The organism is Thiocapsa rosea (genome assembly GCF_003634315.1).
In the GTDB taxonomy this organism is placed as follows: domain Bacteria; phylum Pseudomonadota; class Gammaproteobacteria; order Chromatiales; family Chromatiaceae; genus Thiocapsa; species Thiocapsa rosea.
In genome coordinates this window covers 3,856,850-3,882,475 of sequence record NZ_RBXL01000001.1, presented here as the reverse complement: position 1 = coordinate 3,882,475, position 25,626 = coordinate 3,856,850, and the positions used below count along the sequence as shown (strand labels likewise).

Genomic DNA, 25,626 nt, shown 5'->3' with positions numbered 1-25,626 from the left:
CCGCGCCCGGTGCGGTATGCGATGTTTTTGGATGGGATCGGCCCCGGCAGACTTGACGACCGTTAGAGCTGGCGCGGTTTAGTGGAGCAGTGCAGAGATTCCGAGACCGACCGAGATCATTTTCGTTGTCGTTGTCGTCACCGACCATCGACAACGACAACGACAACGAACAGTCTCGACACATCGTCCGTGCTGCGCCAGGTATAGAGTCGTCAGACCGTTTGCTCGCGTTTCTGAGTACAATGGCCGGTCCGTGGGCAACGGTTGGCGAGTCACACATGCTATTCGAGCGCTTTCTCAAGAAAAAACGACAAGAGACACACAAAGAGGAAGACCAGGAGGTTCTGGCCGAACGCGCCCTCAGTCACGAAGATCCCGCGGTGCGGCGCGAGGCCACGCGGCGGCTTCTCGGGCTGTCCCATCTTCGCCTGATCCTCACCGAAGACGCCGACGCCGGCGTGCGCGAGATCGCCGCCGCCCGCTATCGGCATCTCCTCTGCGGCACGCAGCCGGCCGAGCACACACCCGACGGAGTCGGCGTCGATGCACGCCTCGCGGAGCTTTCGCTCGTCGAGGACGCGCGCACCCTCGAGCAGGTCGCCATCCAAGGGCAGGCTCCCGAGGTCCGGCGCGCAGCGATCGAGCGGCTTGCGTCTCCCGAGGCGCTCGCGCTCTGCGCCGTCCAGGATCCCCTCGCAGCCAACCGCGGCGCGGCCGTCGAGCGCATCGAGACCAAAGACGCACTTGAACAGGTCGTGCGCCAGATCGGCAAGCGCGACAAGAACGTCTACCGCAGCGCACGCGAGAAACTGCGCCTAATCGCCGAGCGCGAAGAGCGTCCGCTGCGCGTGCGCGCACTGTGTGACGAACTTTGCCAAAAGGCCGAGCGTCTAGGTCGACTCGAACATTGGCACCAGGATCGTGCCATCCTCGATCTTCTCGACCGCCAATGGGCCGAGATCCGCGAGGAGGCCGAGCCGGACTGGCGCACGCGCTACGAGACCGCGCGGGAGCGCTTCATCCAGGCTTATGGCGGTCACGCCCGCGAGACCGCCGCCCGGGTCGCCGCCGAAGAGGCCCACGAGTCATTGCACGCCGAACGCCTCGCCCTCCTCGACACCTTGTCCGAGGCCCCCGCGCTGACCGCCGAGCCAGAGATTCGCGCACTGTGCGAACGGGTCTCGACCGCCTGGGACGCCCTCGACGCACTCCCGCCGCAACGCCAGAGACCCCTCGACCAGCGCTACCGCACGCTCATGGACGCGGCCGACGCCGCATGTACGGCCCTCGGCGATCAGCGCAAGCGTCTGTCGCAATTACATAAATCAAGCAATCGGGCACAGAAGCTCCTCGACGAGCCCAAGCCGCTCGATCTGCGCGCGACCAAGACCTTCATCGAGCAAGCACGCGCACTCGCCGCCGAACTCCCCGCAACGGCCGAGACCGAAGCCTTCCTCGCACTGGTGGAGCGCCTCGAATCGCGGACCAAGACCCAGCGCAAGAACGCCGAGCACCGTCTCAAACAGCTCCCCGAAAAACTCGCCGAGCTGGAGAAGCACCTCGAAGAGGGCGAGCTGAAGAAGGCCGACCCGCTCTACCAAAGCCTGCGCGCCGGCCTGGACCTGGTCGAAGCCAGCGCCCTGCCCAAGGGTGCGGCCGAGGAGATCGCCGCACGCCTGCATGTGCTCGCACCGCGCCTGCGCGACCTGCAACACTGGCGCCGCTGGGGTGCCGATCAGCATCGCGACGGCCTCTGCGAGGAGATGGAGCAGCTCATCGAGGCCGACCTGCCCCTGCAAGCCCTGAGCGAACGGCTCCACACCATGCGCATGGACTGGAAGGGTCTGGAGAAGACCGGACCGCGCGCCAGCGCCGCCGTCGCCGAGCGTTTCCACAAGGCGTGCGACGCCGTCCAAGAGCGCTGTCGCCCCTACCTCGAAGCCCAAGCGGCCGAGCGCGAGGCCAACCGTGCCGCGCGCGAGTCCGTCTGCGACCAGATCGAAGACTTCCTCTCCAAGGTCGATTGGGACCGCATCGACTGGAAGCGCGTCCTGCGCGCCGAGCGCGAGACCCGCCACACCTGGGCCTCCATCGGACCGGTGGACTCGCGCCACTTCAAGGCGCTCGAAGGGCGCTTCCGCCACGCGCTCAAGCAGCTCGATCGTCGCCTTGACGGGGAGCGCAAACGCAATCAGGCGATGAAGCAGGACCTGATCGCCAAGGTCGAGGCCCTCGTCGACGAGCCCGATCTGGACGCCGCCATCGAGCGGACCAAGGCTCTCCAGCGCGAGTGGCACACCACCGTACCGGCCCGCCACAAGGACGAAAACAAGCTCTGGCAGACCTTCCGCAGCGCCTGCGACGCCATCTTCGAGCGTCGCGCCGCGTTGCACCAGGCCCACGCCAACGAGATGAAGGAGCATCTCGCCACGCGCGAGACCGTCTGCACCGACGCCATCGCACTCGCCCGAAACGAGCAGGACCCGAAACGACTGCGCACCGAGCTGCGCGAGCTCGAACGGCGCTGGGACGATGCCCAGTCCCTGCCCATCCCGCGCCAGAGCGCCGGCCCGCTCAACGAACGCTGGCGCGAGACCCGCGAGGCGCTCAAACAGCACCTGCGCGACTGCGAGGACCAACAGCGCCGAGGCGCATTCGATCTGCTGCAACGCCAAGCCGCGCTATGCGAGCGTCTCGAACTCGGACTCCTCGGAGAAGCCGACGCCCTGCTCGCCCCCGAAGCGGCCGAGCAGGCCTGGGCAGAGCTACCCGAGCAACAGGATTCCGAGATCCAACAGGCCATCGCCGCGCGTTTCGCGTCCGCGCTCGCCGCCGCACACAACCCCGAGCAGCTCGCCGGACTGCGCCGCCGCTACGACGCCAACGCCGCGCACCTGAGCCAACTCTGTCTACAGCTCGAAATCCTCGCCGGCGTCGAAACCCCGCCCGAGCTTGCCCAACAACGCTTGGAGTTCCAGGTCGCACGCCTGACCGAGCGGATGGTCGACGGCGAGGAAGATCCCCTGCAAGGCAGCGCCAGACTCCTCAAAGAGTGGTACCTCTGCGGCCCCGCACCCCGTTCCGCCGGCCTGAACAGCCGCTTCGAGCGGATCCGCCAAGCCCTCGCCCGAGAGCCCGGCGAAGCGACGGCCTGACACGGCTGTGCATCGGCCACGACCCAGAACCCGCCCGGATGCCCTGGATGGATGACTCCGACGCAAGACTCCACAAACGCCGGCACCGCACCTGGAATCCCGCGCTCGACCCGCGCAACCCGAGCGAAGACCCCGGTGTCGAGCTGCCCCTGCTCGGCTGCGTCAGCGCCGGAGCACCGATCGAGCATCTCGAGGATCCCGAGACCATCCTCGTCCCCACCCACCTCGCACGCCCCGGGGCCTACGCCCTGCGCGTGCGCGGCGAATCCATGCTCGAAGACGGGATCCACGACGGCGACCTCGTCATCATAGACCCCCGCCCGAACGCCGAAACCGGCACCACCGTCGTCGCACGCCTCGACGGCGACCGCGTCACCCTCAAACGCTTCTACGCCGAGAACGACCGCATCCGACTCCAGCCCGCCAATCCCGACATGGAGCCCCTCATCCTGCACGACGGCGACATCGAAATCCTCGGCGTCGTCTCGGGCGTGGTGCTCCTGTCCGCTTAAACCGCGCCCAGCGCGGTATGCGATGTTTTGGAAGGGATCGGCCCCGGTAGACTTGACAGCCGTTGGAGTCGGCGCGGTTTAAGAGATTAAAAAAATATCTTATTCTAAACCGCGTCCCCGCTAAGGGCCGTGGATGCACCAAACGTCGAGCTCACTCGAAAGTGAGCATCTCGCTCTGGACGCGGTTTAGGAACGGTTCAGAACCTGGATGCGATGGCGAAGGGGCGAATCGGCCGCGGGTCAGCGATCTCTGAGCAGACGTTGCCCCGAGCCATAGTCGGGTGTGTTGGTGCCGGGAATGGCGTTGTAGACCTTGCCGTCACGGATGATCAGGCGCTCGGACGCGCCGTAGTCCGGGGTGCGGGTGCCTTTGATCGCGGGATAGACGATGCCGTCGCGCTCGATGAGGAGCGGGCCGCCGTAGTCGGGGGTCCGGGTACCCGGAATGGGCGTCCAGATCTCGGCGTCGGCGTGCGGGAGCGGGGTCCATGCGGCGGCGACGATTGGCAGGGCCGTGCGCCATGCGGCTTTTGCGGTTTTGTTCATTCGGTCCCTCCAATCCGCCTCGGCCTGATCGACCGAAAGTGGCGCGACCGCCGGCGATGCCGTGCGGGGCGTCGGCTTGTTCGGATCGACAACTGGCGCGTCGCTCCCGGAGTCCGCGTGAGGATAGACCGAAACGCGTGACAGCGGCCCGCCGGCAAGCTTGCGGCGGAACGGCCGCGAGCTGCCGCGCCGGACCTCTCCTTTGAGCTCTCCTTTCGACTCAGGCGCCGGCTTCCGGGCGCATGTGCGGGAACAGCAGGACATCGCGGATCGAGGGCGAGTCGGTGAAGAGCATCACCAGGCGGTCGATGCCGATGCCCTCGCCCGCCGTCGGCGGCATGCCGTGCTCCAGGGCGCGGATATAGTCGGCGTCGAAATACATGGCCTCGAGATCACCCGCTTCCTTCTCGGCCACCTGTTGGCGGAATCGATCGGCTTGGTCTTCGGCGTCGTTCAGCTCGGAGAAGCCGTTGGCGATCTCGCGTCCGCCGACGAAGAATTCGAAGCGGTCGGTGACGAAGGGGTTCTCGTCGTTGCGCCGCGCCAGCGGGGAGACCTCGGTGGGGTATTGGGTGATGAAGGTCGGGGCCATCAACCGGTGCTCGGCAGTATGCTCGAACAGCTCGATCTGGAGCTTGCCGAGACCCCAGCCGGGCTTGACCGCAATCCCCAGTCGAGCGGCGACCGCGCGGGCACGCTCGAGGTCGTCGACATCCGCCGGTTCGAGATCCGGGTTGAAGTGCAGAATCGCCTCGCGGACCGTCATGCGCGCGAAGGGCTGTCCGAAGTCGTAGTCCTCGCCTTGATACTGGATCAGCGTGCGGCCGAGGACCTGCTCGGCCATCTCGCGCAGCATGTTCTCGGTCAGATCCATGAGGTCGCGATAGTCGGCGTATGCCTCGTAGAACTCGAGCATGGTGAACTCGGGGTTGTGGCGCGTGGACAGCCCCTCGTTGCGGAAATTGCGGTTGATCTCGTAGACCTTCTCCAGACCGCCGACCACCAGGCGCTTGAGGAAAAGCTCGGGCGCAATACGCAGAAAGAGCTGCATGTCCAAGGCGTTGTGATGCGTGATGAAGGGACGCGCGACCGCGCCGCCTGGGATCACCTGCATCATCGGGGTCTCGACCTCCAGATAACCACGGGCGTTCAGATAGTCGCGGATGAACTGGATGACCCGGGTGCGGATGCGGAAGGTCTCGCGCGTGCCGCCGTTCATGATGAGATCGAGATAGCGCTGGCGATAGCGGCTTTCCATGTCGGTCAGACCATGGAACTTCTCGGGAAGCGGACGCAACGCTTTGGTCAGCAGACGAATGCTGTCGCACTTGATCGACAGCTCGCCGGTCTTGGTCTTGAACAGCAGACCCTCGGCGCCGAGGATATCGCCCAGATCGTAGTCGCGCTTGAAGACCGCGTAGGCGTCCTCGCCGACTATATCGCGCTGGACGAAGAGCTGAATACGCCCGGACATGTCCTGCACATGCGCAAAGCTCGCCTTGCCCATGACGCGCCGGCTCATCAGCCGACCGGCGACCTTCACGGGCAGCCCGAGCGCCTCGATCGCCTCGGGCTCGTGCTCGCCGTATTCGGCCAGCAGCTCGCCCGCGATCACATCGCGCCGAAAATCATTCGGAAACGCAGGGCCTTGGGCGCGCAACTGCGACAGCTTCTCGCGACGCTGCGCAATCAGCTTGTGCTCGTCGACCGCGTCCTCGCTCGACGCCGCCGTAGTGGTGTTCCGATCTTGCTCGCTCATTGCCCTGCTCCCCCTTAAACCGCTTCCGGTTAAACCGCTTCCGGCGCAACAGGCTCATGTCGTCGCATGGTTGAGTGCACCGGATACCGACATGCGTCGCAGCAGAAGCGGTTTAAGAATTTTAAGTTTTTAAATGCTTTTACATCTTGAACCGCGTCAACTCCAACGTCCCGCATGAACGCGACACCGCGGCAACCTTCCAGGCTCCCGAAAACACTCGGACGCGGTTCAATCTTAGAGGCCGCTTTTGAGACTCGCCTCGATAAACGGATCGAGATTCCCATCCAACACCGACTGGGTGTTGGCGATCTCTACGTTGGTCCGCAGATCTTTGATGCGCGATTGGTCAAGGACATAGGAGCGGATCTGACTGCCCCATCCGATGTCGGACTTGGTGTCCTCGATCGCCTGCTGACTGGCGCGCCGATTCTGCATCTCCAGCTCATAGAGCTTGGCCTTGAGCTGCTTCATCGCGTGGTCTTTGTTCTTGTGCTGCGACCGATCGGTCTGGCACTGCACCACGATTCCGGTCGGGTTGTGGGTGATGCGCACGGCGGACTCGGTCCGGTTGACGTGCTGGCCGCCCGCGCCGCTCGCGCGGTAGACGTCGATGCGCAGGTCCGCGGGGTTGATCTCGATGTTGACGGTGTCGTCGACCTCGGGCGAGACGAAGACCGCGGCAAAGGAGGTGTGGCGCCGGTTGCCCGAGTCGAACGGTGACTTGCGCACCAGACGATGCACCCCGGTCTCGGTGCGCAGCCAGCCGAAGGCATAGTCGCCCGAGAACTGGATGGTCGCCGACTTGATGCCCGCGACCTCGCCGGGCGAGACCTCGAGCAGCTCGGTCTTGAAGCCGCGGCGCTCGCCCCAGCGCAGATACATGCGCAACAGCATCTCGGCCCAGTCCTGCGCCTCGGTGCCGCCCGACCCGGCCTGGACGTCGACGTAGGCGTTCTTGGCATCCATCTCGCCGGCGAACATGCGGCGGAACTCAAGCTCGGCGACCTTCGACTCTTGCTGCTCCAGGTCCTTCGCGACCGCGGCGAGCGTCTCCTCGTCCTGCTCCTCGGCGGCCATCGCCAGGAGATCATCGGCATCGACGAGGCCGGTGGTGAGCTCGTCGATGGTGAGCACGATGGCCTCGAGCGTCGCACGCTCGCGCCCGAGCGTCTGAGCACGTTCCGGTTCGTTCCAGACCTTCGGGTCTTCGAGTTCGCGCAGGACCTCCGTCAGACGCTCTTTGCGTTCCGGGTAGTCAAAGATACCCCCTAAGGGACTCGACACGTCCCTTGAGGTCACTGATTTGGTAAGCGATCGGGTTGATGTCGAGCATCGTGGTATCCGTCCGGAAAAATCCGCAAGTATACGCCGGCGCCGAGGCGAGCGTGTCGCCATATTCCGCCCGGCCTCCATGCGGCTATCGAGCGGCCGAGCGTTCGGACCCGCAGCAATTCCAAAACGGTTCTATACTCAGATTCAGGTCAACCAACCGGCTCCGACCCTAACCATGGCACGCTTGCCCAGATTCGTCCTGCCCGGCTATCCGCAGCACGTCATTCAGCGCGGCAACAACCACGAGCGCATCCTGTACGAGGAAGAAGACTATTGGTTCCTCTGGGAAAAGATCGGGGCTGCCGCCGAGAAGTTCGGATGCGAGCTTCATGCCTACGTGCTGATGCCGAACCACTTCCACCTCTTGGTCACGCCGCACCTGGACAATGGTGTCGGCAAACTGATGCAGTACGTCGGGCGTTACTACGTCCAGCACTTCAACGCCCGTTATCAGCGCACCGGTACGCTCTGGGAAGGACGCTACCGTGCGACACTGCTTGATCCGAAACACTTTCTGCTGCCGGTTAGCCACTACGTGGAGGCCAACCCGGTGCGTGCCGGGCTGGTGAGCAGCGTCGGCGACTACGGGTGGTCGAGCTACGGGGCCAACGCGCGGGGCGACGACGACCCCTTGGTCACGGTCCACGCGGAGTACGATCGCCTCGGGCGCAGTGCGAAGGCACGCCGTGCCGCCTATGCCGCGCAGGCCGAGCAGCCCCTGGACGATGCCCTCCTGGCCCGGATTCGGGATGCCACCAACAAGGCATGGGTGCTCGGCGATGAAACCTTCTGCGGGGCAATCGAGACGGCGCTGAACCGGCGCGCCTTGCCGCGCCAACGCGGCGGCGACCGTCGCTCGGCTGCTTATCGACGTGCGACGGGGCGCACATGAGTTCGACGCTCGGAGTCATCCACACGCCGCGTGAGGCCGACGAGTTCTTTACGGACGAAGGCTGCTACATCCTCGAGACCTGGAATCGCGCGGACGACCCGGCGGTGTCCGTCGCCCGCGCGAGGGTCGAGCCCGGCGTCACGACACGCCTGCATCGTCTCGCCGGGATCGCCGAGCGCTATCTCATCCTCTCGGGTGCGGGACGCGTCGAGGTAGAGGGCATCCCGCCGCAGTCCGTCGGGCCGGGCGATCTGGTCTACATCCCCGCCGATCAGGCCCAACGCATCGCCAACACCGGGGACGGCGACCTCGTCTTCCTGGCCATCTGTACCCCGCGCTTCGTTCCCGAGGCCTATCTGGATATCGAGACCGACCCGCCGACGTGACCCGACCTTGACCGGCCCCCGACACGGACCAACAATAGCGGCATGGCAGATATCTTCATCGAACGCGAGCACACACTGGGCCTCGACCGGGCGCTCGACCAGGTCGAGGCCCTCGCCTATCTGCTCGTCGAGGAGCTCGATGCCCGATGCGCGTGGGACGGAAATCGGCTCGATTTCGAGCGACCGGGCGCGAGCGGATGTGTCGAGGTGACCGAAACCCTGCTGATCCTCGAGGTCTCGCTCGGATTCCTGCTCAAGCCCTTCAAAGACCGGATCGAGCAGAGCATCACCGAGAAGCTCGATGGCCTGGTTCCCTGCCTTCCCTCGGTGTGATGCGTCACTGTGCATCGGCCGGCCGACATGACATGAGTCCCGAGGCGCACGCCCGAAACCCAGCGGCGATCAACGCCGTCAATGAGGTCTTCCATCTCTACGACCCACCCCTGTGGCTCGTCACAGCGCGCGACGGGGCGCGCCGAGGCGGCTTCATCGCCACCGCCGCAACCCGCGCATCCATCGTCCACGAGATCCCGCGCATGCTCGTCGCGGTCGCCAAGCACCACCACACCTGGCGCCTGATCGAGGCGAGCGGATCCTTCGCGCTGCATCTGCTCGCAGCCGACGATATCGCCGGGGTTCGGCGTTTCGGGCTCGCCTCCGGGCACCAGGTCGACAAGTTCGCCGACCTGCCGTCCCGCGAGACACCCGCGGGCTCGCCCTTGATCGAGGGGACCATGTCCTGGCTGGACTGCCGGGTCGAATCACGCATGGACATCGGCGACCGCACCACCTACCTGGCCGAGGTGACCGCAGGCGCGGTCTTGCGGCGCGGCCCGATCCTCACCGTCGCGGGTCTGCTGCGGGATGCGCCCGAGGCCGATCGGGCCGAGCTGAAACGTCTCTATGCACAGGATCAGGAGACCGACCGAGCCGCGATCCTGGCCTGGCGCCGATCCCGTGGCGATACCTAAACCGCGTCCAGAGCGAGATGCTCATTTTCGAGTGAGTTCGACGTTTCGTGCATCTACAGCCATCAGCAGAGACGCGGTTTAAGGCGATTTCCGGCAAAGGATCGACTTGCGCGTAGGGGCGAATTCATTCGCCCCTACTACGACCCGGGGACTCGCGAACGCCCTCGGCGGTGTCACGCTTGCTCCAATGGCGATCTGCGCCACGCGCCGCGACGACCCGCACGACCTCGGCCAATTCGCAAGAATCCCCGCACCCCGACATGCGTCGGGGTTTAGCCCGACAGTGGCAGCTCCGAGAGTCCGCGAGATCGCGCCGGACTGAAGTCCGACCCACGGCAAGACCCAACGACACGCAAACATCACAGTGCGTCGGTATAACGACAACCGCCGCGTGCAAGCGCGCGCCGGACCATCGGCGTCGCGCCCGGCGTGAATCACCCGTCGAGCAACCCGCACGCGAGCAGGCACTCGCGCCGGATCGCGATCTGACATCTGGCGCAAGTTATGCTTAGATGACGACCAACCGGCCATGCTCGGCTCGGTCCCGCCCGAAGCCCCGACCGAACCATCCGAGCACCAAACCCTCCAGCAGTACGAGACCCAGACATGCAACTGCCCAACCACAAGACCAAGATCGTCGCGACGATCGGCCCGGCGTCGGATTCGCCCGAGATGCTCCGCGCCCTGATCGGAGCCGGTATGAACGTGGCCCGATTGAACTTCTCCCACGGCGATCCGCACTATCACGGGGCGCTGATCGGGCGCATCCGCGAGGCCGCGGCAGCCACGGGGCAGCGCGTCGCCATTATGGGCGACCTGCCCGGCCCCAAGATGCGCATCGGCGATCTGGCCGAGGAGCCGGTCGAGCTGCTGCGCGACGATATCCTCACCCTGACGACCGAGGACATCATCGGCGACAAGTCGCGGGTCTCCATGAGCTTCCTCGACCTCCCGGCGGCCGTACAACCGGGCGACAGACTCTTCCTCAACGACGGATTCATCCTGCTGAAGGTGCTCGAGGTCGAGGGCTCCGAGATCCGCTGCAGCGTGCGCGTCGGCGGTGAGCTGCGCTCGCGCAAGGGGCTGAACTTTCCGGGTATCAATCTCGGCATCAGCGCCTTCACCCCCGACGACCACGGCTGGCTGCACTTTGCCGCGGAGCACGGTCTCGATGCCGTCAGTCAATCCTTCGTCGCCACGGACGAGGATATCCTCGCCGTGCGCCGTGCGGCGGACGCCATCGGCTATGCCCCCTTCATCATCGCCAAGATCGAGCGCGCCGATGCACTCGACAACCTCGAGGCCATCCTGCGCGCCGCCGACGGCATCATGGTCGCCCGCGGGGATCTCGGCGTGGAGATCCCCATCGAGCGGATCGCCGTGGTGCAGAAGCAGATCACGGAGCTCGCCAATCGCTTCGGCAAGCCCGTGATCACCGCCACTCAGATGCTCGAATCCATGGTGACCTTCCGCCGCCCGACCCGCGCCGAGGCGACCGATGTCGCCAACGCCATCCTGGGCGGGACCGACTGCGTCATGCTCTCCGCCGAATCGGCAATGGGGCGCTACCCGATCGAATCCGTCGCCATGCTGGCGAGCATCGCCACCCATGTGGAGCCCGAGCGCAGCAAACAGCCCTTCGTGCGCACCATGGACGGCTTCCACGGCTCGGGGCGAATGCGCGCCGTCGACCTGATCGCCGCGAGCGTCTATCACACCATCAAGGACAGCGCCCCGCAGGCGGTCGCCGTCCCCACCCAAACGGGCAGCACGCCCCGCAATGTCGCGCGCTTCCGGCTCCCGGTCTGGATCATCGCCTTCAGCCCGAATACGGCCACCTGTCAGGCGCTGCAGTTCTCCTACGGCATCCACCCGATCGAGGTCGAGGCCGACCGCTCCGACTGGTCGAGCTTCGTGCGCAACTGGCTCTACGAGCGCGGGATCCGCGAAGGCTTGGTCTTGCTGACCCAGGGTCCGACCATCGAAAACCCGTGCGGAAACTATCGCATGGAGATCCTGGCGCTCGAGGCGCCGTCGGGACAGCGCTGCGATTGACCGCGGCCGGGAAGGGACGACAACAGGATCGACGGGATCCTGCTGCGTGCAGGGGCGTATGCATTCGCCCCTGCAGTCCTGTAGGGGCGACATTAGCCCCTACAAACGCGACCCCGCGTTCCATCAGAGCAGCCCCCTGCGTTGCCCCATCCCGCAACACCAGCAAGCTCGCTCCGAAACAGGCTTCAGCGCCCCATCTGATTGAGATGAAAGCGGCTTCGCAAAAACCCCTGGAAGTGACCAACCTCTTGGAGCGCGAGCTTCAGACGTCCCTCCTCGATCCGATTCAGCCGCTCGAGCGGTAGATAATTGTTCGGCTCGCGGTGCTCCTCCAGCGCGAGCAACTGCGCACGCAGCCGCAGGGTCACCAGAAAATCCAGGGCCGCGATCAGACTCTCCGCCTGCTCGGCGCGCAAGATCTCGGACTCCTGCAAACCGAGCACCCGACCGCGAGTACTGCCGTCGACAATGCCCGCCTGTAGGGCCATCGCTTTGACCCCCTCGGTAATCGGAAAGATGCCGGCCTTTTTCAGCTCGATGCTGCCGCGGTGCGGTCCATGCCGCTCCGGCTTGATCCCCCCGAAAAACCCCAACGGCGGCTTGAAGCTGACCGCATTGGCCGCGCTATGTACGAGAAACAGATTATTGGCGCGCAACTGCGACGTGATGTGGGCCTTCAACTCGGCCTCGAAGCTCGCGTCTCCGTAAAGGGTGCGTAGGTCGAAGAACATGCTGCCCGAGAGGATGTTCTCGGGCGACGGGGTCCGCAGCCACTTCTCGAGAACATGCTTCCAGTCGGAGAGACTGCGCCGCCACGCCTCGTTCTTCGCCATGATGCCGCCGGGGCACGCCGGCACGCCGATCCCGATGAGATGGTCGATCAGCTCGACGCTGAAGGCCGCGAGGCGCTCGCGCTCGTCCGACGTCAGATCGTCCGCGTAGACGATCGCGTTGTCCTGATCGGTGGAGAGCGTCTGCTCTTTGCGGCCTTCGCTCCCCAGCGCAAGGAAGGCAAAGCGGTCCGTGAGATCCGGATAGTGCGCGGTGCGTACCAGCTCGATCAAACGCACCAGGATGCGGTCGTTCAAATGGGCCACCGTCTGCACCAGATCCTTGGTCGCCACGCCCGTGCCCGACAGATGCACGACGAGCTTCTCCAGCTTCTCGTGCAGGATCTTCAGATCATCGACGTCGGCCGCCTCCTCGATCTCCTTCACCAACTGCTGCGGCGAGCGGCTTTGCAGCCGCAGTGCGTCGGAATCCGTCACGATCCCGCAGAGCGCACCACTCGCATCCACCACGCACAGCCGGTGGATTCGCCGCCGACTCATGAGATGAAGCGCCTCGAAGAGATAGTTGTCCTCGCCGATCGTCACCAGCGGGCTGTTCATGATATCGCTCACGCGCAGCTCGCCGGGATCCTGCCCCCGCGCCACGACCTTGTTGCGCAGGTCGCGGTCCGTCAACATGCCGACCGGAACCTGATCCGAGCACACGACGATGCTCGAAATATTCCGCTCGCTCATCATCTCGGCGGCGGCGACCAGCGACTCATCCTGCTCGCAGGTCACGACATCGCGTTGACACAGATCCCTGACGGGAACGAAAAACACATTATCAGCGGACATTGGGCCTCGATTGCGACTGATTTTGACGACTGCATCGGCGGTGGAGGTGTGCGCTGGACCGCAAAGCTCTCCATCCGCGATCCGATGCATTCGTGAAATGGTTCGATCCAACGGGACTGGACCGAATCCGCACACGCCACTTTAGCCCGGGGAACCCGATCACGCGAGACCGAGCGAGCGTCGCCGTCGACTCGACGGCGACTCGACGGCGTTGACCTCGCCAACCTTGCCTGGTAGATTGCTCCGCTGAGTCGGGCGCATAGCTCAGCGGGAGAGCACTGTCTTCACACGGCAGGGGTCGGTGGTTCGATCCCACCTGCGCCCACCAATACAATCAGAAACTTATAAAGCCGGCCTCGCGCCGGCTTTTTTGTTTGTGCCCACACTGTGCCCGAACGGCGCCCTTCGACGAACGTCGATGGATAGGGATCACGGTCTCATCTCAGCCGGCTCAGTCCGCGCTGTGCAGGAAAAGAACCGAGGTGACGTCACCGACTCTGTTCGCCTTTTGCGCGTACGGCAGAATCTCGGCTTGGTCGTGGGTCTGCCGCACGACCCTGTAACGGCCAACGTATTCCCAACAGTTCACGCGCCTCTTCACGAACGTCGGGACCGCATCCCCCTGGCGCGTGAGTTGGTCTGCGGTCCCTTCGATGATCGGTCCCCGACCGGCGAGGACGATCTGCGGCGCATCCGGATCGAACGCCGGGGTGACGAAACCCGCCACGACGCGCTTCTGCACCGTGGGCAGGTACGACTGCACGCTGCCCCCGATCAGTCCGTGCACCTCTTGCCGTGTGTAACAATCTCCGAGAGCGAACATCGACAACTCCTTCGTTCAGACGCTCAGCACAGCGTGGTGAAGCGGATTCCCCCCCCCCTGCTGGGTCTTCAGGGCGATGCCGACGACCTGCGTCGGCTCGATGCCCATCATCCATTCGGTGATGCGGCCGGAAGCACCTCTGCCAGGATACGGCGCAGGTGCGTGTTGGTGACATTGCCGCCGGTGAGCCAGAGGATGCGAGGTGGCGGACCAAGTCTCAATGCGAGCTCCACGAAATCGCTATCCTTGCTCATGATAACTACACCGCCCTGGTCGCGAGCCGCTTGGAAGATCGCCTGGTCATCGCTGTCCCGCAGCCCCAGGTCACGGACAGCCAGGCATTTGGTTTCAAATTTACTTGCCAGACAGGTTGCAAGGGCCGGCGGCAACTGGGCATCAAGCCAGATCGTCACGCGACCAGCCGCGGGATGTCGACGCGCTCTGCAAAGGCGGGCGTTATCTCGTTTTGAGTGCGCTCGTGCTGGGATGACTGCCTTGATCAAGAGTGATCGGATGATTCCACAGAAGTGTCTTCGCCGAACAAATTGTCCGACAGCCTGGGCCGAGCCCCCCACCCGGATGGCGAGGTCATCATCGCCCAGTCCCAGCATGTCACGGAATGCCTTTCCGGTTTGCAGCGTCAAGGTGCGCAAGCCCAGCGCGAAGACGCAACGCATGCCCTGGGCGGGATCGGCCAGCGCGTACATGATGCGGGCGTTGCCGAGCGTCTTGCCGCAACCCGTAGAAGCCATGTTGACGATGAATGCGCCATGCTCGCGTGAGCGCTCGCGCATCCCGCCAGCCAGATCGAACGACTTGTCTTGCCACCGAAAGCGCTCGTCCCGTGCACGCTGCTTCAGGCGTTTGTGCCGACCGACACGCGGCAGGTGCTGCTCGAAGCGAGGCAGGAAGCGGGCAATCTGGGAGCCGTGTCGGGCCACGCCGAGCAGGTGTTCATCCAATGACTGGTTGGGACTGCCGTCTTTGCGACAGGTGTTGGCCAACAGCGGATTGCCTGGCGTGACCTTGATCCGTTCCGGATGCGCGCCCTCGAGGCTGGAGTAGTGGTGGTCCGCGAGCATCAGGCTCAACCGAGCGAGGTGCATCACAAAGGGGTTGTCCAGTACCGACTCGGATGCGGTTCCCACACTCGAAGAAGGCGCAAAAGGTGACAAGCGCCGTGCAATGCGACTGGCGCGTTGGCGCCAGGCATCAGTGGTGACGGGCAGACCGTTCGTGAAGTGCCAGTACGCCCCCAGCGCCTCGCGGTCCGAGGTGTCGAACGCGCGCTCGTTCCAGGCCGGCTGGAGTTGCGTCAAGAGACCGGGCAGCGACGACATCTGAAAAACCGCCTCGCGCGGCAGCTCAGGGAGGCGGTGGTGTGTCACGACGAGCCAGGCCAGCGCCTGTGCGATCGGCGCTCGACTCAGCGTCTTGAACGGCGAATCGAACGCGCCATCCAAGCCATCCTTGCGCAACTGCTTCAGCCAGCGATCGTTGTCGGCCTCGGTCGGCGAGGCCAAACGGGCCAGCCACGCGGCGTCATCGTCATCGCCGACAAACGCCTCGAACAGACGCACCGACACCCACTCATGCCGGATTCGGTTACGCCCGACCAACCGTCCCTCCAGCCTTGATTGAAAAGCATCGATCGCTTTGCCGAGGTCGTGCAGCAGTCCAGCCAAGTCGACCAGCAGGCAAATCAGCTCGCCGGTATGCCAGTCGTTCTCGTCCTCGCCGCGAAGGATATTCCGCTCGGTCGTGTTGGTCGGGGTGCCACCATCAGCATTGAAACGGCGCAGATCGCCGACCACCCAGAGCAGTTCGCTGTGATCCTTGCCGCGAATCCAGTGGCACGCAACCGCCGTGTTCTTGCGCGCGGTCTTGCGCAGCAGGCGATGCAGGGTGTCCAAACCCTGCTGGGTGATCGGCGTCTGCCAGGTCCGGTCGCCGCGTCGCTCGGCGAACTGATCCAAAATGCGGCGGGTTTCGGTAAGCGCGTTCTTGGTGCATTGGGAGATCAGCAGAACATTCATGCCGTTGCGCCGCCAAGGTCATGAGCGATCGCCTTGAGCGAATCGATCATGAAATCCAGTGCCTCGGCGCGCGTTAGGGCATCGATGCAGGACTTGCGGAAGGTCTGTTCATCGTCCCCCTGCATAGCGGACAGGAACGCCTGCGGCAGGATAAGCGAATCCTTGATCAGGTCGGCCGCGTCGAAGACCAGACCTCCGCGTCGGGTCTTGCCATGAAGGACCGCCAACCCGTGCGGCAGTACAATTCAGTGGTCGTCACCCGGAAGGCATGTTCCACAGCGTCCGCTCCGGGGAACCAAGCATGCAGCAATGCTACAAAGGCCGTGGCTCAACACATGAGGCACTGCCATAAAGTGTACGAAACTCGGCTGTATATTGCAGCACCGAAGACCGTCGGAATCCGTTCGGTTTCAAAGCGCCCCTAATGCCTTGCCCGACTCATACCCGAGCAACGCCAACGTCATCGCATCTTGCTCACCCCCGAAATACTCCTCCAACACCCGCCGAAACACCGACACCGTCGGCGACACTTCCGCAAACAGCGTCACACACGAACGCAGCTTCAAATCATCCGGGGTACCGAAGATCTCTCGCGCCGAGCGCCCCTGAACGGCGAGCACCGCCTCGGCACACGCGACCAACCGAGGCCCGAGCACCGGATGGCCGAGATACGCCCGCGCCTCGTCGAGACCGCGGATCGCATACCGCCGCGCCGCTTCCAACTCCGACCCAGCCCGCAGCACCTCATCCAGACCAGATCACATCGCTGACTCCGAACGCGGTTTAGAATCCTCTCAGGACGTCACATCGATAGCACGGGAGCACGCGATGACAACATCGGTTCGTATCCTGACCCTAATCTACGTCGGTCCTCCTGCGGACCGGCTGCCGCCGGATCATCCCTGGCGACAATTCGACGCACTCGGACGAACACTCAGACGGCATCTGCCCGGGGCAACGGCAGCCGTCTTCGCCCGGCCCGAAATCGCCGTCGACGGCTCGGGTACCGTCACTTGGACCAGCGAGTTGCCCGGACAACCGCGGCCCTTGACCGATCTGCCGGACGAAGAGCAGGCGGCGGCTCGGCGCATCCTCGACGATCACCTGAACGCGATCTCGCACCTGGCCGACGAGCTGACTCGTCGCGAGCCGGAGGATCCCGAGCCCGCGCGCCTGCTGATCCGCGCCATCGTCTATCCCGGCGACGAGGCGGTCTATGTGATCGGCGGCGCCCCGGTGCTGATCTCCTGGGGCGGGACCGACCCCGGCCGCCCGCCGCACGCAGCCGGTGCGACGGATCCCGCGACTGTCCCGCCCGCGCCGCGCCGGCCCGCGTGGATCCTGCCCCTTCTCGGATTGATCGCATTCGCTACCCTGGGCCTCGGTCTCGCCCTGGGTATCTGGCTCTGGCAACTGGAGGAGACCGAGCAGGGCTTGCGCGAGGATCTCGACGCCGCGCTGGCCAACCACTGCGACCCGGTCGCGCCCCTGTTGGAGATCGCGTCCCGCTTGGAGCGATTCGATCGGGAGGACGCACGCTACGCGGACCTCCGCATGGCGGTCCTCACCGAGATCGGCATCTGCGAGGAGGCCGCACTCTTCACCGAGCGGCTCGCGACCGAGCCGCCCTGCGATCATCTGCCCGCCTTGGACGAAGAACTCGCCTTCTACGACCTCGAGCGCGAACCCTTCCGCGCCTTAAAGGCCGAGCTGGACCGAAGGATCTTGGCCTGCACGCGGGTCGCGGGACTCGTCCAACGCCTCGATGCGGTCGCCGGCGACTGCCTCGCCGTCGCCGAGCTGGACCAAGAGATCGCGACGCTCGAAGCACCCCGGAGCGAGCTGGCCGCACTGCGCATCGGCCTGGATCGCGCACGCGCCGCCTGCCGTCTCGCCGAGACGCTCGGCCCGCGGCTGACCGAGGTGTCGACCGACTGCACGGCACTGCGCACCCTGGCGCGCGAGACCGCCCCCGCCTCCGTCGAGCTGGACGCAAGCCGCCCACCCTTAAGCGAGATCCGGCGCGGGCTCGACGAGGCCCTCGCGCGCTGCGACCTGGCCGATCGTCTGGAAGGCGAGCTGGCCCGCTCGCAGGACGACTGTCTGGCCCTCGCCGGACTCGACGAGACCCTGTCACGCCATGCCCCGGAGCGCGAGCCGCTCGCCGCCATCGCCGAGAGGCTCGCTATCGCGCTGCGCCAATGCGCGGCCCTGAACGACCTGGAGCAAGGCTTCGCCGAGGCGAACGGTGACTGTGAACGTCGTCGGGCACTGGCCGACGGGCTCGATGCCTACCGAAACAACCTGCGCTTCCTCGACATCCGCACCCGACTCGCACCCGAACTCCAGATCTGCATCGAGGCCGACGCGCTCGAGGAGCAGATCGCGGCCATCGGTGGAGACTGCACCAAGGCCCGCGCGCTGGCGGCAGGTCTCGCGGACCAAGGCGACCCGCGCTACGCCAGTGCGCGCGAGGCACTCAAGGCGCCGATCACCGACTGCGATCGGATCGACCGCTACACCCGACGCCTCGCCGAGGCCGGCACGGACTGCACCCGACTCGTCGCACTGGAGCGCGACCTCAAGCGCGAGTCCGCCCCGACGCTGCGACCGGTCCGGCGGGAACTCGGCGAGCGGATCGGTCCGTGCCGCCCGCCGCCACCGAAACCCGTCGTGGCCCAAGCGCATCCGCCTCCCAAAGAGAGCGGCGCCTTCGCCATGCGCGGAGACTGCATCGGAAGCCTCACCATTGACCCGACCGCCGGCTGGGACGGCGACCGCGTCCGAGACATCGTGACCATCGATCCGCTGACCAGCAAGCGCGTCGCCCGCGTGACCTCCACCAACCCCTTATGCCGCAACTGCGGCCTGCGCAAGATCGGCCGCAACACCTGGCGCGGCGATCTCTCTTACCGGTGCAGTGATCGCGTCATCATCCCGACGTCCTATGCCGCTTACGATGCGAGCGGGCGGGTGATCTGCAGAGGAAACGGCAGCAGCCTTTGTCTTGGACGACGTCGATAAACAGCCGAACGTCGAATCGAGCCGCATCCCGCAACCTGACGACCAAGGGGCCACCCCTCAACCACTCGCCGCCGACCGCTCTGGATCGAACGAATCCTCCGTCCAATCCACCCCGGTCAGCAGTACCGACAGCATCCGCGCCCGCTCGGCGCAGGACAGATAGAGATTCGTCACCAATCCCGCCTGATAGGCCGTGTTCGGGAAGAACGCCTGGAACGCAAGCGTCCCCTCCTCATAGCCGAAGCTGCCGAACCCATAGCCCATCGGGGTCTCGCTCAAGGCGCGCGCGTTCAGCTCGAGCGCCAGGTGCCGACCCTCCACGTCCGATGTCACCGACACGGGGAAGCGCTGCCGCAACGCCAGGCCGTGGCCATACCAGGGGTGGGTCTGATCCGTCGCGACCTCGCAGAGCGAAGAGGCGCGCTTGCCGTGGGGAAACTCCGCCGTGAAGCCCGTCGCGTCCCCGGATCCCAAGAGGGCAGGGGGCTGATCCAGATAAGCATCGACGCACTGCGCCAGATCCTCGCCCGGCCACCGCGACGGCGCCCGGCCCTCGGTATCGAGCAACTCCAGGGCCTCGGCGATTAGATCATCCAGCTCCGCGCGCAAGCCCCGCTTGGGATGGCCACTCTGCGCGGGCACTGCGCCAACCGCCTCGGCGATGGCCGATGCGCCCCGATCGGCATCACGGATCTGCAGCATGGCGGCCAGGCCGATCAGACGCCGCATCCAGCCGTTGTTGTCCGTGTTCACCCGCACGAGCGTGCAGAGGTCCAGGGTGCGGCGCGCCGGGTCATAGACCGGGGCGGCCATCCCCGCCGTGCGTAGCGTGACCGCCTGGAGCACCGCCAAGACCTCCTCGCCAAGATCCAGGTCGCGCAGCAGCTCGGTGCGCACCAGCACCAGAGCCGCCGGCGCGCCGTCCGGCCCGGCCTCTCGGCCGATGACCTCCAGCGTCTGCGCCTGCCGATGCGGCCACCAGCGGAACCCGCGCGGGGTCTCCTCCGACCATGCCTCCTCGACCTGGAACAGCTCGGTGCGCAGCCAATTCAGCGTGTTCTGTCCAATGTTCATGCGGATGATCCCACCGTCTGATGTCAACCAACCGCAGCCCGAGCACCGGATGCTTCAGATACTCAAGACTGACGGCATCAGGGACTCGATGCCTTCCAGGCAGTCGCTGTCGCGCTGACTATTCCCGGAAATCACCTTATTCTCGACACTCTTCTACCCTTCTTCCTGTCGCCTGGTATAGGGTAAACGTCAGCCGGTCAGGTCTATGCCGGGTCTTTCAAGATTTCGGCGAGGATTTCGGAAATCTCCTCGTCTGATGCCGGGGATGAAAGGCGCCCGCGGTGCTGCAAGCTCCGCGCTCCTGCGCGATACTGCCGCGATCCATCGGTAACCGAGTTCGGCGCTCGCCACCCGAGAGCGTCGCGACGGAGGGCGATGCCGAGTCCTGTCCACTCTATCCCGACGTGATCCGACATCCGACACCCATGTCCCTACTCAAGCGAAAAACACCAAACAGAAGAAGATCTCCGCCACCTTCCTGGCGTTTGTGACCCCCACCCTCAATCCGATGGGCCTGTCGCCGGAAGACCCCGAAAGCGAGACCCTGATCAGGGCCTGCTGGACGACCTGGAATGCCGTGGTCTTCGCCGATTTCGTCGGCAGGACCGATTTCCTCGACGCCTTGCTTGATCCGACACGCTCGAGCCCTGCCTCGGTGATCCTCGTCAAGACATTGGTCGAGCGCAAGCGATCACGCCGCTTCGCCGCCGACGACCGAGTGATCGGCGACTACAAGATCAGACTCGTCGATGGCGAGGTACGACTCTGGGCCGAAGCGCGCAATCCTTACCCCAAGGATCAGACGGCATCGTGACCGGCATGGGGGGCGGTACACCGGAATCCGGCCCACGTGGAACGAGGTTCGCAGTGGCTGAGCAGCATCGGGCAGTCCCTTTCGCGAAACGATTCCAGGTTACAATCCGCCTCCACGAAAACTCCACCGTCCCTCGGGAAACCACGCATGACCGATCTACTCGATACCCTCCTCCCGGCGATCCCCGAGACCTTCTTCCGCAGCCTCGAGGAACGGATGAACGACGGCGCCGCCATCGCCCACCGGCAGGCGTTGCGCACCCCGCCGCACCTGCCGGCGCACCGCATGCGTCTGGGCACCACCCGCTATTTCGAGCGCGGCGAAGCGCTGCGCCTGAGTGCGGAGGATGTCGGCCTGAGCCATCGTTTCGTGATGGTGAACACGCACGCCGAGATCCTGGTGACGAGCGGGCCGGTGCTGATTGCGCACGCCAAGGCCGATCACTGGGGCGATCCGATCGAGGACAAGGAGTACAAGCTGGAGCTGGCGTGCCACAACCCCGGCGACGGCGAGCAGCTCACCCTGTGGGACGAGCCCGCCGAATCGGGCATCCTCGCGGTCGTCGTGGTGCAGTACGCGCGCCCCGGCACCGAGCAGGACGAAACCGTGCCGACGCGGATCGGCTTCGGCGTTCCGACGCGTGATCTGAAGGGCTGGCATCTGCTGAAACCGCTCGACCAGATCTATGCCGCCTACGCCGATCGCACGGGTAGCGTGCTCGACCAGGCCAGGCCCGTCCTCAAGCGGCACCGCGACCGGCGCGGGACCACGGGGCAGGGCTGAGGCGGGCGACGGAGCGAGGATCATGACCGCACGCACCCCGGGCTTTCAGGCCCTCCAACTGACCCGCGCGCGTCTCGCCCGGGGCTTGACGCGCATCGCCTTGGGCGAGGCGGTACAGCGCTCGGCGCCGACCGTGACCAAGTGGGAGAGCGGACAGCAGACGCCCGACCCCGCCGCACTCGCCGCCCTGGCCGAGGTGCTGCGCGTGCCCCGGGACTACTTTCTCGACACCCCGTTCGACCCCGGCACACGACCGCGCTTCTTCCGCTCCATGGCCAACGCCACCAAGCGGGCACGCGAGCGCATCGAGCAGCACCTGCTGTGGCTGCAACACATCGGCCACGCCCTGCAGGAGTGGGTGGACCTGCCGGCACCGGACGTCCCGAACTTGGGCGCGGACGATTTCCGCCTGCTGCGCGAGTGCGACATCGAGGACGCGGCCTTTCGTGTGCGCGCGCGCTGGGGTCTGGGCCGAGCGCCGATCCCGGACATGCTGCTGGTCCTGGAGAATGCCGGCATCGTCTGCGGCCGCTGCCTCTTCGGGGCGCCGTCCATCGATGGCGTCTCGCACTGGTCGCGCGCCGACGACCGTCCCTACGTGCTGATCGCCTCGGACAAGCGCACCGCGGTGCGCTCGCGCTTCGACGCCGCCCACGAGCTCGGCCACCTGGTCCTGCATCGCCACGTCGACCCGACCGCGCTGACGCACCGCGACGAGTTCAAGGCGCTGGAGAACCAGGCCCATCGCTTCGCCGGCGCCTTCCTGATGCCCGCCGACGGCTTCACCGACGAGCTGCCGGAGGCCTCCCTGGACGCCTTCCGCGTTCTGAAGCCGCGCTGGAAGACCTCCATCGGCGCCATGATCTATCGCTGCAAGGATCTCGGGCTGATCTCCGAGACGCACGCCGGGCGCATGTTCAAATCCAGCAGCGCACGCGGCTGGGTTCGCGGCGAGCCCGACGACGAGGTGCTGCCGATCGAGCAGCCCCGCCTGATGGAGCGCTCCATCCGCTTGCTGCTGACGCAGGGCGGCTTCGGCGTCGAGCGCCTGCTCGCGGAGCTGCGACTGGCGCCCGCCGACATTGAGGCCCTGGCCGGACTGCCCGCCGGGATGCTCTCCAATCGCGGCGCACGGATCGCCCTGCTGCCCACACCCAGGCTCAAGACCGCCACGCTGCGGGACACGCCCGCCGAGGTCATCCCGATTTAAACCGCGCCCGGTGCGGTATGCGTCATGTGTTGGAATGGCTTGGCCTCGCCGACTCCGATGACTGTGGGAGCTGGCGCGGTTTAACACTGCAGCGCGAACGCCGGGTCTACCGGGCGCCTCGACGCTGCGCGGCTTCTCCCCGCCGATGCGCCCGCCCACGCAGCCCCATGATCCCGACATCCTCATTATGCGTCGTCAGTCCTCGAAGTTTCGCTCACATCGCCTCCTCATCCTGCTGCTGCTCGTCGGGAGCCTTTGGGCCTTGGTCTGGACCCTGACATCGGTGTTGGTGCCCTCGCTCGCACGCGAGGCACTGCCATCGTTGCAGGCTCGGTTGGAGCCGATCGGCATCGGGCTGGGCGATGTCGCCTTCTCGGGCCTGCGGATCTCGCCTTGGCTGAACGGCTTCGTGCTGAGCGATCTGGAGGCTCGGCTGGATCTGAACCCACGGGATCGGATTCAGCTGCGCTCGCAGCTCGATATCGCGACACTCGAGGTGCGACTGACCCACCCCTTGAGCTTGCGCGGCGCCATTCATGCCACCGGTTTGGAGGTTCGCCTCGATCCATCGGATCGCCCCTCGCAGTTGCCGTTCGACCGATTTTCCAACGCCCGTTTGGCAATCGGCGATCTCCCGCTGGGCGACCCGCGACAGACTGCGAATGCGATCCGCGAGAAGCTGCACGCGTTGTTCTTCGAGAATCACGCGGTCGGGGAGGTCGAGTTCAGCGGCGCGGTCGTCCTCGATATCGACGGTGTCGCCCGGGTCGCCAACCTCGACACCGAGCGCGTGGGTGAGACCTTCAAGCTGCGGTTCCGGGAAGACGATATCCGGGCGATCGCGCAAGCCAAGGCCATGGACTTAGTCCCAGAGCAGATCGAGATCGTCTCGCTCTACCCGCTGCGGGCGCCCGTGATCCTGATGCTGACCGATCAGGCGCGCGCGCTCGCGGCCCGGTACGCGCCGGATGATGTCTGGCTCCAGGATGCCATGCGCCATGTGATTTGGAGCTTCCTGCTGACCCGCACCTTCGGGCCAGACTTCGCAATCACGGTCACCGATGCTCAAGAGCTGCGGCCGGGCAATACCCCGGACGAGCGGGCCATGGACTATCACAACAATGCCATCGGCCGGCGCTTCGTCTCCGAGGACATCCCGCTCGCCGCCCTGCCGCGTCGCATTCGAAAAGACCCGGACGTTATCCGTCACCCGGATGAGGTCGAGCACTTCGGCGAGGAACGCCTGCTGCGTTGAGCACCGAAGATGCAGGACATCCGCCGTGCGCTGCGACCGGGCGGACGGGTCTTTCTGATCGTGTTGCGCGACGGGAACACCTGCGACAGCGTCGCGATCAACAGGGTAAAGACCGGTTGCGCATGGCTGTCTTCAGGGCGGCGACGCGCTCGGCGCGGATGTGCCCCGGGATGAGTCGCGGCTCGCGCGCGGCGCGGGCGACGGCACCGACATCCACGGCCGCGACGGCGGCTTGCAGCCGACGCAGAGTCTCGCCCTGCGGATAGTCGCGGTCGGCATAGCCGGTGCGGCCCCGATAATCGGCCTCGCAGGCGGTCAGCATCCGGTGGAAGCGCTCCGGCCGACGGAAGGCGTCGGCGCCTTCCAGGAGATCGAGGATGGTCGTCGCGCGCAGCTCGTCGACCTTGTGGACGAGGCCGTGATAGCGGGCCGTGATTCGGGCAAGCTCGCGAAAGCGGACGGGGACGCGCAGACGCTCGCAGATGCCTTCGAGTAGATCGACGCTGCGCTCCTCGTGACCCCTGTGACTCGGCAGGATCTCGGTCGGTGTGGTGCCCTTGCCAAGGTCGTGACAGAGCGCGGCGAAGCGAACACCGAGATCCGGGGACAGGCGCGCGGCCATGTCGATCACCAGCATGACGTGGACGCCGGTGTCGACCTCCGGGTGCCATTTGGCCGGTTGGGGGACGCCCCACAGCCGATCGACCTCGGGCAGCAGCCGCACCAGTGCGCCGCACTCGCGCAGGACCTCGAAGAAACGCGAGGGTCGATCCTCGCAGAGCGCGCGCGCCAGCTCCTGCCAGACCCGCTCGGGGACCAGGGCATCGACCTCGCCGGCCGCGACCATCTCGCGCATCAAGTCCATGGTCTCGGGCGCGACTCGGAAACCGAGGTCGTCGAAGCGGGCGGCGAACCGGGCGAGGCGCAGGATCCGGACCGGGTCTTCCGCGAAGGCCGGGGAGACATGCCGCAAGACCCGCGCCTGGAGGTCCGCAAGCCCTCCGTACGGATCAATCAGGACACCGGACGGATCCTCGGCGAGTGCGTTGATGGTGAGATCCCGACGCTGCAGGTCTTCCTCGAGCGTGATCTCCGGATCCGCGTGCACCGCGAAGCCGTGGTAGCCGGGAGCGGTCTTGCGCTCGGTGCGCGCCAAGGCGTACTCGTCCTTGGTGTGCGGATGCAGAAAGACCGGGAAGTCTTTGCCGACCTGCTGGAAACCGCGGGACAGAAGATCATCGGGTGTTGCGCCGACCACGACGAAATCTCGCTCGCCGACCGCGCGCCCCAGCAGACGGTCGCGCACGGCGCCGCCGACCAGATAGATCCGCAGACCGTCGGTGGCGCTCACGGAGAGGGTCCATTCCGTAA

Annotated in this window: 22 protein-coding genes and 1 tRNA gene; 13 read left to right on the top strand and 10 right to left on the bottom strand. The window is 65.6% G+C overall.

Annotated elements, in window-relative coordinates:
• Positions 1 to 278 precede the first annotated feature (278 nt).
• Positions 279 to 3,155, top strand: a complete 2,877-nt coding sequence (locus BDD21_RS17530; protein WP_120798245.1) for a DUF349 domain-containing protein — start codon at positions 279 to 281, stop codon at positions 3,153 to 3,155.
• A 47-nt stretch (positions 3,156 to 3,202) separates the two neighbouring features.
• Positions 3,203 to 3,667, top strand: coding sequence for a LexA family protein (locus BDD21_RS17525; RefSeq protein WP_120798244.1), 465 nt, complete (start codon positions 3,203 to 3,205; stop codon positions 3,665 to 3,667).
• A gap of 240 nt (positions 3,668 to 3,907) precedes the next feature.
• Here BDD21_RS17525 and BDD21_RS17520 read toward each other — a convergent pair whose 3' ends face one another.
• The 3 genes from BDD21_RS17520 to prfB form a co-directional block, all read right to left on the bottom strand.
• The gene (locus tag BDD21_RS17520) at positions 3,908 to 4,213 is read right to left on the bottom strand and encodes a hypothetical protein (protein ID WP_120798243.1); all 306 of its coding nucleotides are present in this window, start codon (positions 4,211 to 4,213) and stop codon (positions 3,908 to 3,910) included.
• 220 nt (positions 4,214 to 4,433) lie between these two features.
• Positions 4,434 to 5,972, bottom strand: a complete 1,539-nt coding sequence (gene lysS, locus BDD21_RS17515) for a lysine--tRNA ligase (RefSeq protein WP_120798242.1) — start codon at positions 5,970 to 5,972, stop codon at positions 4,434 to 4,436.
• Between the two features lie 234 nt (positions 5,973 to 6,206).
• A protein-coding gene (gene prfB / locus BDD21_RS17510; RefSeq protein WP_120798241.1) for a peptide chain release factor 2 occupies positions 6,207 to 7,305 on the bottom strand; the annotation gives its coding sequence in 2 pieces (ribosomal slippage) (positions 6,207 to 7,229 and positions 7,231 to 7,305; 1,098 coding nt in all).
• A 174-nt stretch (positions 7,306 to 7,479) separates the two neighbouring features.
• On the opposite strand from prfB, the gene BDD21_RS17505 reads away from it, so the two are divergent.
• From BDD21_RS17505 to pyk, 5 genes are all read left to right on the top strand, one after another.
• Positions 7,480 to 8,196 (top strand): transposase, encoded by a 717-nt coding sequence (locus BDD21_RS17505; RefSeq protein WP_120798240.1) that lies wholly within the window; start codon positions 7,480 to 7,482, stop codon positions 8,194 to 8,196.
• Positions 8,193 to 8,582 (top strand): cupin domain-containing protein, encoded by a 390-nt coding sequence (locus BDD21_RS17500; protein WP_120798239.1) that lies wholly within the window; start codon positions 8,193 to 8,195, stop codon positions 8,580 to 8,582. Before BDD21_RS17505 ends, BDD21_RS17500 begins: the two co-directional genes overlap by 4 nt.
• A gap of 42 nt (positions 8,583 to 8,624) precedes the next feature.
• The gene (locus BDD21_RS17495; RefSeq protein WP_120798238.1) at positions 8,625 to 8,915 is read left to right on the top strand and encodes a polyhydroxyalkanoic acid system family protein; all 291 of its coding nucleotides are present in this window, start codon (positions 8,625 to 8,627) and stop codon (positions 8,913 to 8,915) included.
• Positions 8,916 to 8,947: 32 nt separating this feature from the next.
• On the top strand, positions 8,948 to 9,553 hold the full coding sequence (locus BDD21_RS17490; RefSeq protein ID WP_120799990.1) for a flavin reductase family protein: 606 nt from the start codon (positions 8,948 to 8,950) through the stop codon (positions 9,551 to 9,553).
• A gap of 606 nt (positions 9,554 to 10,159) precedes the next feature.
• The gene (gene pyk, locus BDD21_RS17485) at positions 10,160 to 11,608 is read left to right on the top strand and encodes a pyruvate kinase (RefSeq protein ID WP_120798237.1); all 1,449 of its coding nucleotides are present in this window, start codon (positions 10,160 to 10,162) and stop codon (positions 11,606 to 11,608) included.
• A 185-nt stretch (positions 11,609 to 11,793) separates the two neighbouring features.
• Here the strand turns inward: pyk and BDD21_RS17480 are convergent, their stop codons facing one another.
• Positions 11,794 to 13,236, bottom strand: a complete 1,443-nt coding sequence (locus tag BDD21_RS17480) for a DUF294 nucleotidyltransferase-like domain-containing protein (RefSeq protein WP_120798236.1) — start codon at positions 13,234 to 13,236, stop codon at positions 11,794 to 11,796.
• Positions 13,237 to 13,489: 253 nt separating this feature from the next.
• Between BDD21_RS17480 and BDD21_RS17475 the strand changes: the two genes are divergently transcribed.
• Positions 13,490 to 13,564 (top strand) — tRNA-Val (locus tag BDD21_RS17475).
• A 123-nt stretch (positions 13,565 to 13,687) separates the two neighbouring features.
• Here the strand turns inward: BDD21_RS17475 and BDD21_RS17470 are convergent.
• The 4 genes from BDD21_RS17470 to BDD21_RS17455 all read right to left on the bottom strand — a co-directional run bounded on the left by BDD21_RS17470 (position 13,688) and on the right by BDD21_RS17455 (position 16,838).
• On the bottom strand, positions 13,688 to 14,059 hold the full coding sequence (locus BDD21_RS17470) for a DUF6697 family protein (protein WP_120798235.1): 372 nt from the start codon (positions 14,057 to 14,059) through the stop codon (positions 13,688 to 13,690).
• A gap of 107 nt (positions 14,060 to 14,166) precedes the next feature.
• Positions 14,167 to 16,095, bottom strand: a complete 1,929-nt coding sequence (cas3f, locus tag BDD21_RS17465) for a type I-F CRISPR-associated helicase Cas3f (protein WP_120798234.1) — start codon at positions 16,093 to 16,095, stop codon at positions 14,167 to 14,169.
• Entirely contained in the window at positions 16,092 to 16,322 is a 231-nt protein-coding gene (locus tag BDD21_RS17460; RefSeq protein WP_245969667.1) for a CRISPR-associated endonuclease Cas1, read from the bottom strand. The genes cas3f and BDD21_RS17460 overlap by 4 nt, the downstream gene beginning before the upstream one ends.
• Positions 16,323 to 16,505: 183 nt before the next feature.
• Positions 16,506 to 16,838 carry a DUF1810 domain-containing protein gene (locus BDD21_RS17455; protein ID WP_245969666.1) on the bottom strand — a complete coding sequence of 111 codons (333 nt, stop codon included), beginning with the start codon at positions 16,836 to 16,838 and terminating at the stop codon, positions 16,506 to 16,508.
• 85 nt (positions 16,839 to 16,923) lie between these two features.
• On the opposite strand from BDD21_RS17455, the gene BDD21_RS17450 reads away from it, so the two are divergent.
• Positions 16,924 to 19,119 carry a hypothetical protein gene (locus BDD21_RS17450; RefSeq protein ID WP_120798233.1) on the top strand — a complete coding sequence of 732 codons (2,196 nt, stop codon included), beginning with the start codon at positions 16,924 to 16,926 and terminating at the stop codon, positions 19,117 to 19,119.
• A gap of 57 nt (positions 19,120 to 19,176) precedes the next feature.
• Here BDD21_RS17450 and BDD21_RS17445 read toward each other — a convergent pair whose 3' ends face one another.
• Positions 19,177 to 20,193 carry a hypothetical protein gene (locus tag BDD21_RS17445; RefSeq protein WP_120798232.1) on the bottom strand — a complete coding sequence of 339 codons (1,017 nt, stop codon included), beginning with the start codon at positions 20,191 to 20,193 and terminating at the stop codon, positions 19,177 to 19,179.
• Between the two features lie 487 nt (positions 20,194 to 20,680).
• Between BDD21_RS17445 and BDD21_RS17440 the strand changes: the two genes are divergently transcribed.
• The 4 genes from BDD21_RS17440 to BDD21_RS17425 all read left to right on the top strand — a co-directional run bounded on the left by BDD21_RS17440 (position 20,681) and on the right by BDD21_RS17425 (position 24,255).
• Positions 20,681 to 21,007, top strand: a complete 327-nt coding sequence (locus tag BDD21_RS17440) for a hypothetical protein (protein ID WP_147431125.1) — start codon at positions 20,681 to 20,683, stop codon at positions 21,005 to 21,007.
• A 147-nt stretch (positions 21,008 to 21,154) separates the two neighbouring features.
• Complete coding sequence (locus tag BDD21_RS17435) at positions 21,155 to 21,790, top strand: hypothetical protein (protein ID WP_120798230.1); 636 nt, start codon at positions 21,155 to 21,157, stop codon at positions 21,788 to 21,790.
• Positions 21,791 to 21,812: 22 nt separating this feature from the next.
• Positions 21,813 to 23,000, top strand: coding sequence for a helix-turn-helix domain-containing protein (locus tag BDD21_RS17430; RefSeq protein WP_170164797.1), 1,188 nt, complete (start codon positions 21,813 to 21,815; stop codon positions 22,998 to 23,000).
• 187 nt (positions 23,001 to 23,187) lie between these two features.
• Complete coding sequence (locus tag BDD21_RS17425) at positions 23,188 to 24,255, top strand: DUF6973 domain-containing protein (protein WP_147431124.1); 1,068 nt, start codon at positions 23,188 to 23,190, stop codon at positions 24,253 to 24,255.
• 97 nt (positions 24,256 to 24,352) lie between these two features.
• On the opposite strand, the gene BDD21_RS17420 is transcribed toward BDD21_RS17425, so the two are convergent.
• Positions 24,353 to 25,606 (bottom strand): multifunctional CCA addition/repair protein, encoded by a 1,254-nt coding sequence (locus BDD21_RS17420; protein ID WP_120798227.1) that lies wholly within the window; start codon positions 25,604 to 25,606, stop codon positions 24,353 to 24,355.
• Positions 25,607 to 25,626: the final 20 nt, after the last annotated feature.

What these genes read in the sequence shown, in the direction of transcription:
- BDD21_RS17470 (WP_120798235.1), bottom strand. Translation starts at nt 14,059, where the DNA reads ATGTTCGCTCTCGGAGATTGTTACACACGGCAAGAGGTGCACGGACTG.
- BDD21_RS17480 (WP_120798236.1), bottom strand. Translation starts at nt 13,236, where the DNA reads ATGTCCGCTGATAATGTGTTTTTCGTTCCCGTCAGGGATCTGTGTCAA.
- BDD21_RS17500 (WP_120798239.1), top strand. Translation starts at nt 8,193, where the DNA reads ATGAGTTCGACGCTCGGAGTCATCCACACGCCGCGTGAGGCCGACGAG.
- BDD21_RS17525 (WP_120798244.1), top strand. Translation starts at nt 3,203, where the DNA reads ATGGATGACTCCGACGCAAGACTCCACAAACGCCGGCACCGCACCTGG.
- cas3f (WP_120798234.1), bottom strand. Translation starts at nt 16,095, where the DNA reads ATGAATGTTCTGCTGATCTCCCAATGCACCAAGAACGCGCTTACCGAA.
- BDD21_RS17490 (WP_120799990.1), top strand. Translation starts at nt 8,948, where the DNA reads ATGAGTCCCGAGGCGCACGCCCGAAACCCAGCGGCGATCAACGCCGTC.
- BDD21_RS17450 (WP_120798233.1), top strand. Translation starts at nt 16,924, where the DNA reads ATGACAACATCGGTTCGTATCCTGACCCTAATCTACGTCGGTCCTCCT.
- BDD21_RS17530 (WP_120798245.1), top strand. Translation starts at nt 279, where the DNA reads ATGCTATTCGAGCGCTTTCTCAAGAAAAAACGACAAGAGACACACAAA.
- pyk (WP_120798237.1), top strand. Translation starts at nt 10,160, where the DNA reads ATGCAACTGCCCAACCACAAGACCAAGATCGTCGCGACGATCGGCCCG.
- BDD21_RS17430 (WP_170164797.1), top strand. Translation starts at nt 21,813, where the DNA reads ATGACCGCACGCACCCCGGGCTTTCAGGCCCTCCAACTGACCCGCGCG.
- BDD21_RS17520 (WP_120798243.1), bottom strand. Translation starts at nt 4,213, where the DNA reads ATGAACAAAACCGCAAAAGCCGCATGGCGCACGGCCCTGCCAATCGTC.
- BDD21_RS17425 (WP_147431124.1), top strand. Translation starts at nt 23,188, where the DNA reads ATGCGTCGTCAGTCCTCGAAGTTTCGCTCACATCGCCTCCTCATCCTG.
- BDD21_RS17495 (WP_120798238.1), top strand. Translation starts at nt 8,625, where the DNA reads ATGGCAGATATCTTCATCGAACGCGAGCACACACTGGGCCTCGACCGG.
- BDD21_RS17435 (WP_120798230.1), top strand. Translation starts at nt 21,155, where the DNA reads ATGACCGATCTACTCGATACCCTCCTCCCGGCGATCCCCGAGACCTTC.
- BDD21_RS17505 (WP_120798240.1), top strand. Translation starts at nt 7,480, where the DNA reads ATGGCACGCTTGCCCAGATTCGTCCTGCCCGGCTATCCGCAGCACGTC.
- BDD21_RS17445 (WP_120798232.1), bottom strand. Translation starts at nt 20,193, where the DNA reads ATGAACATTGGACAGAACACGCTGAATTGGCTGCGCACCGAGCTGTTC.
- lysS (WP_120798242.1), bottom strand. Translation starts at nt 5,972, where the DNA reads ATGAGCGAGCAAGATCGGAACACCACTACGGCGGCGTCGAGCGAGGAC.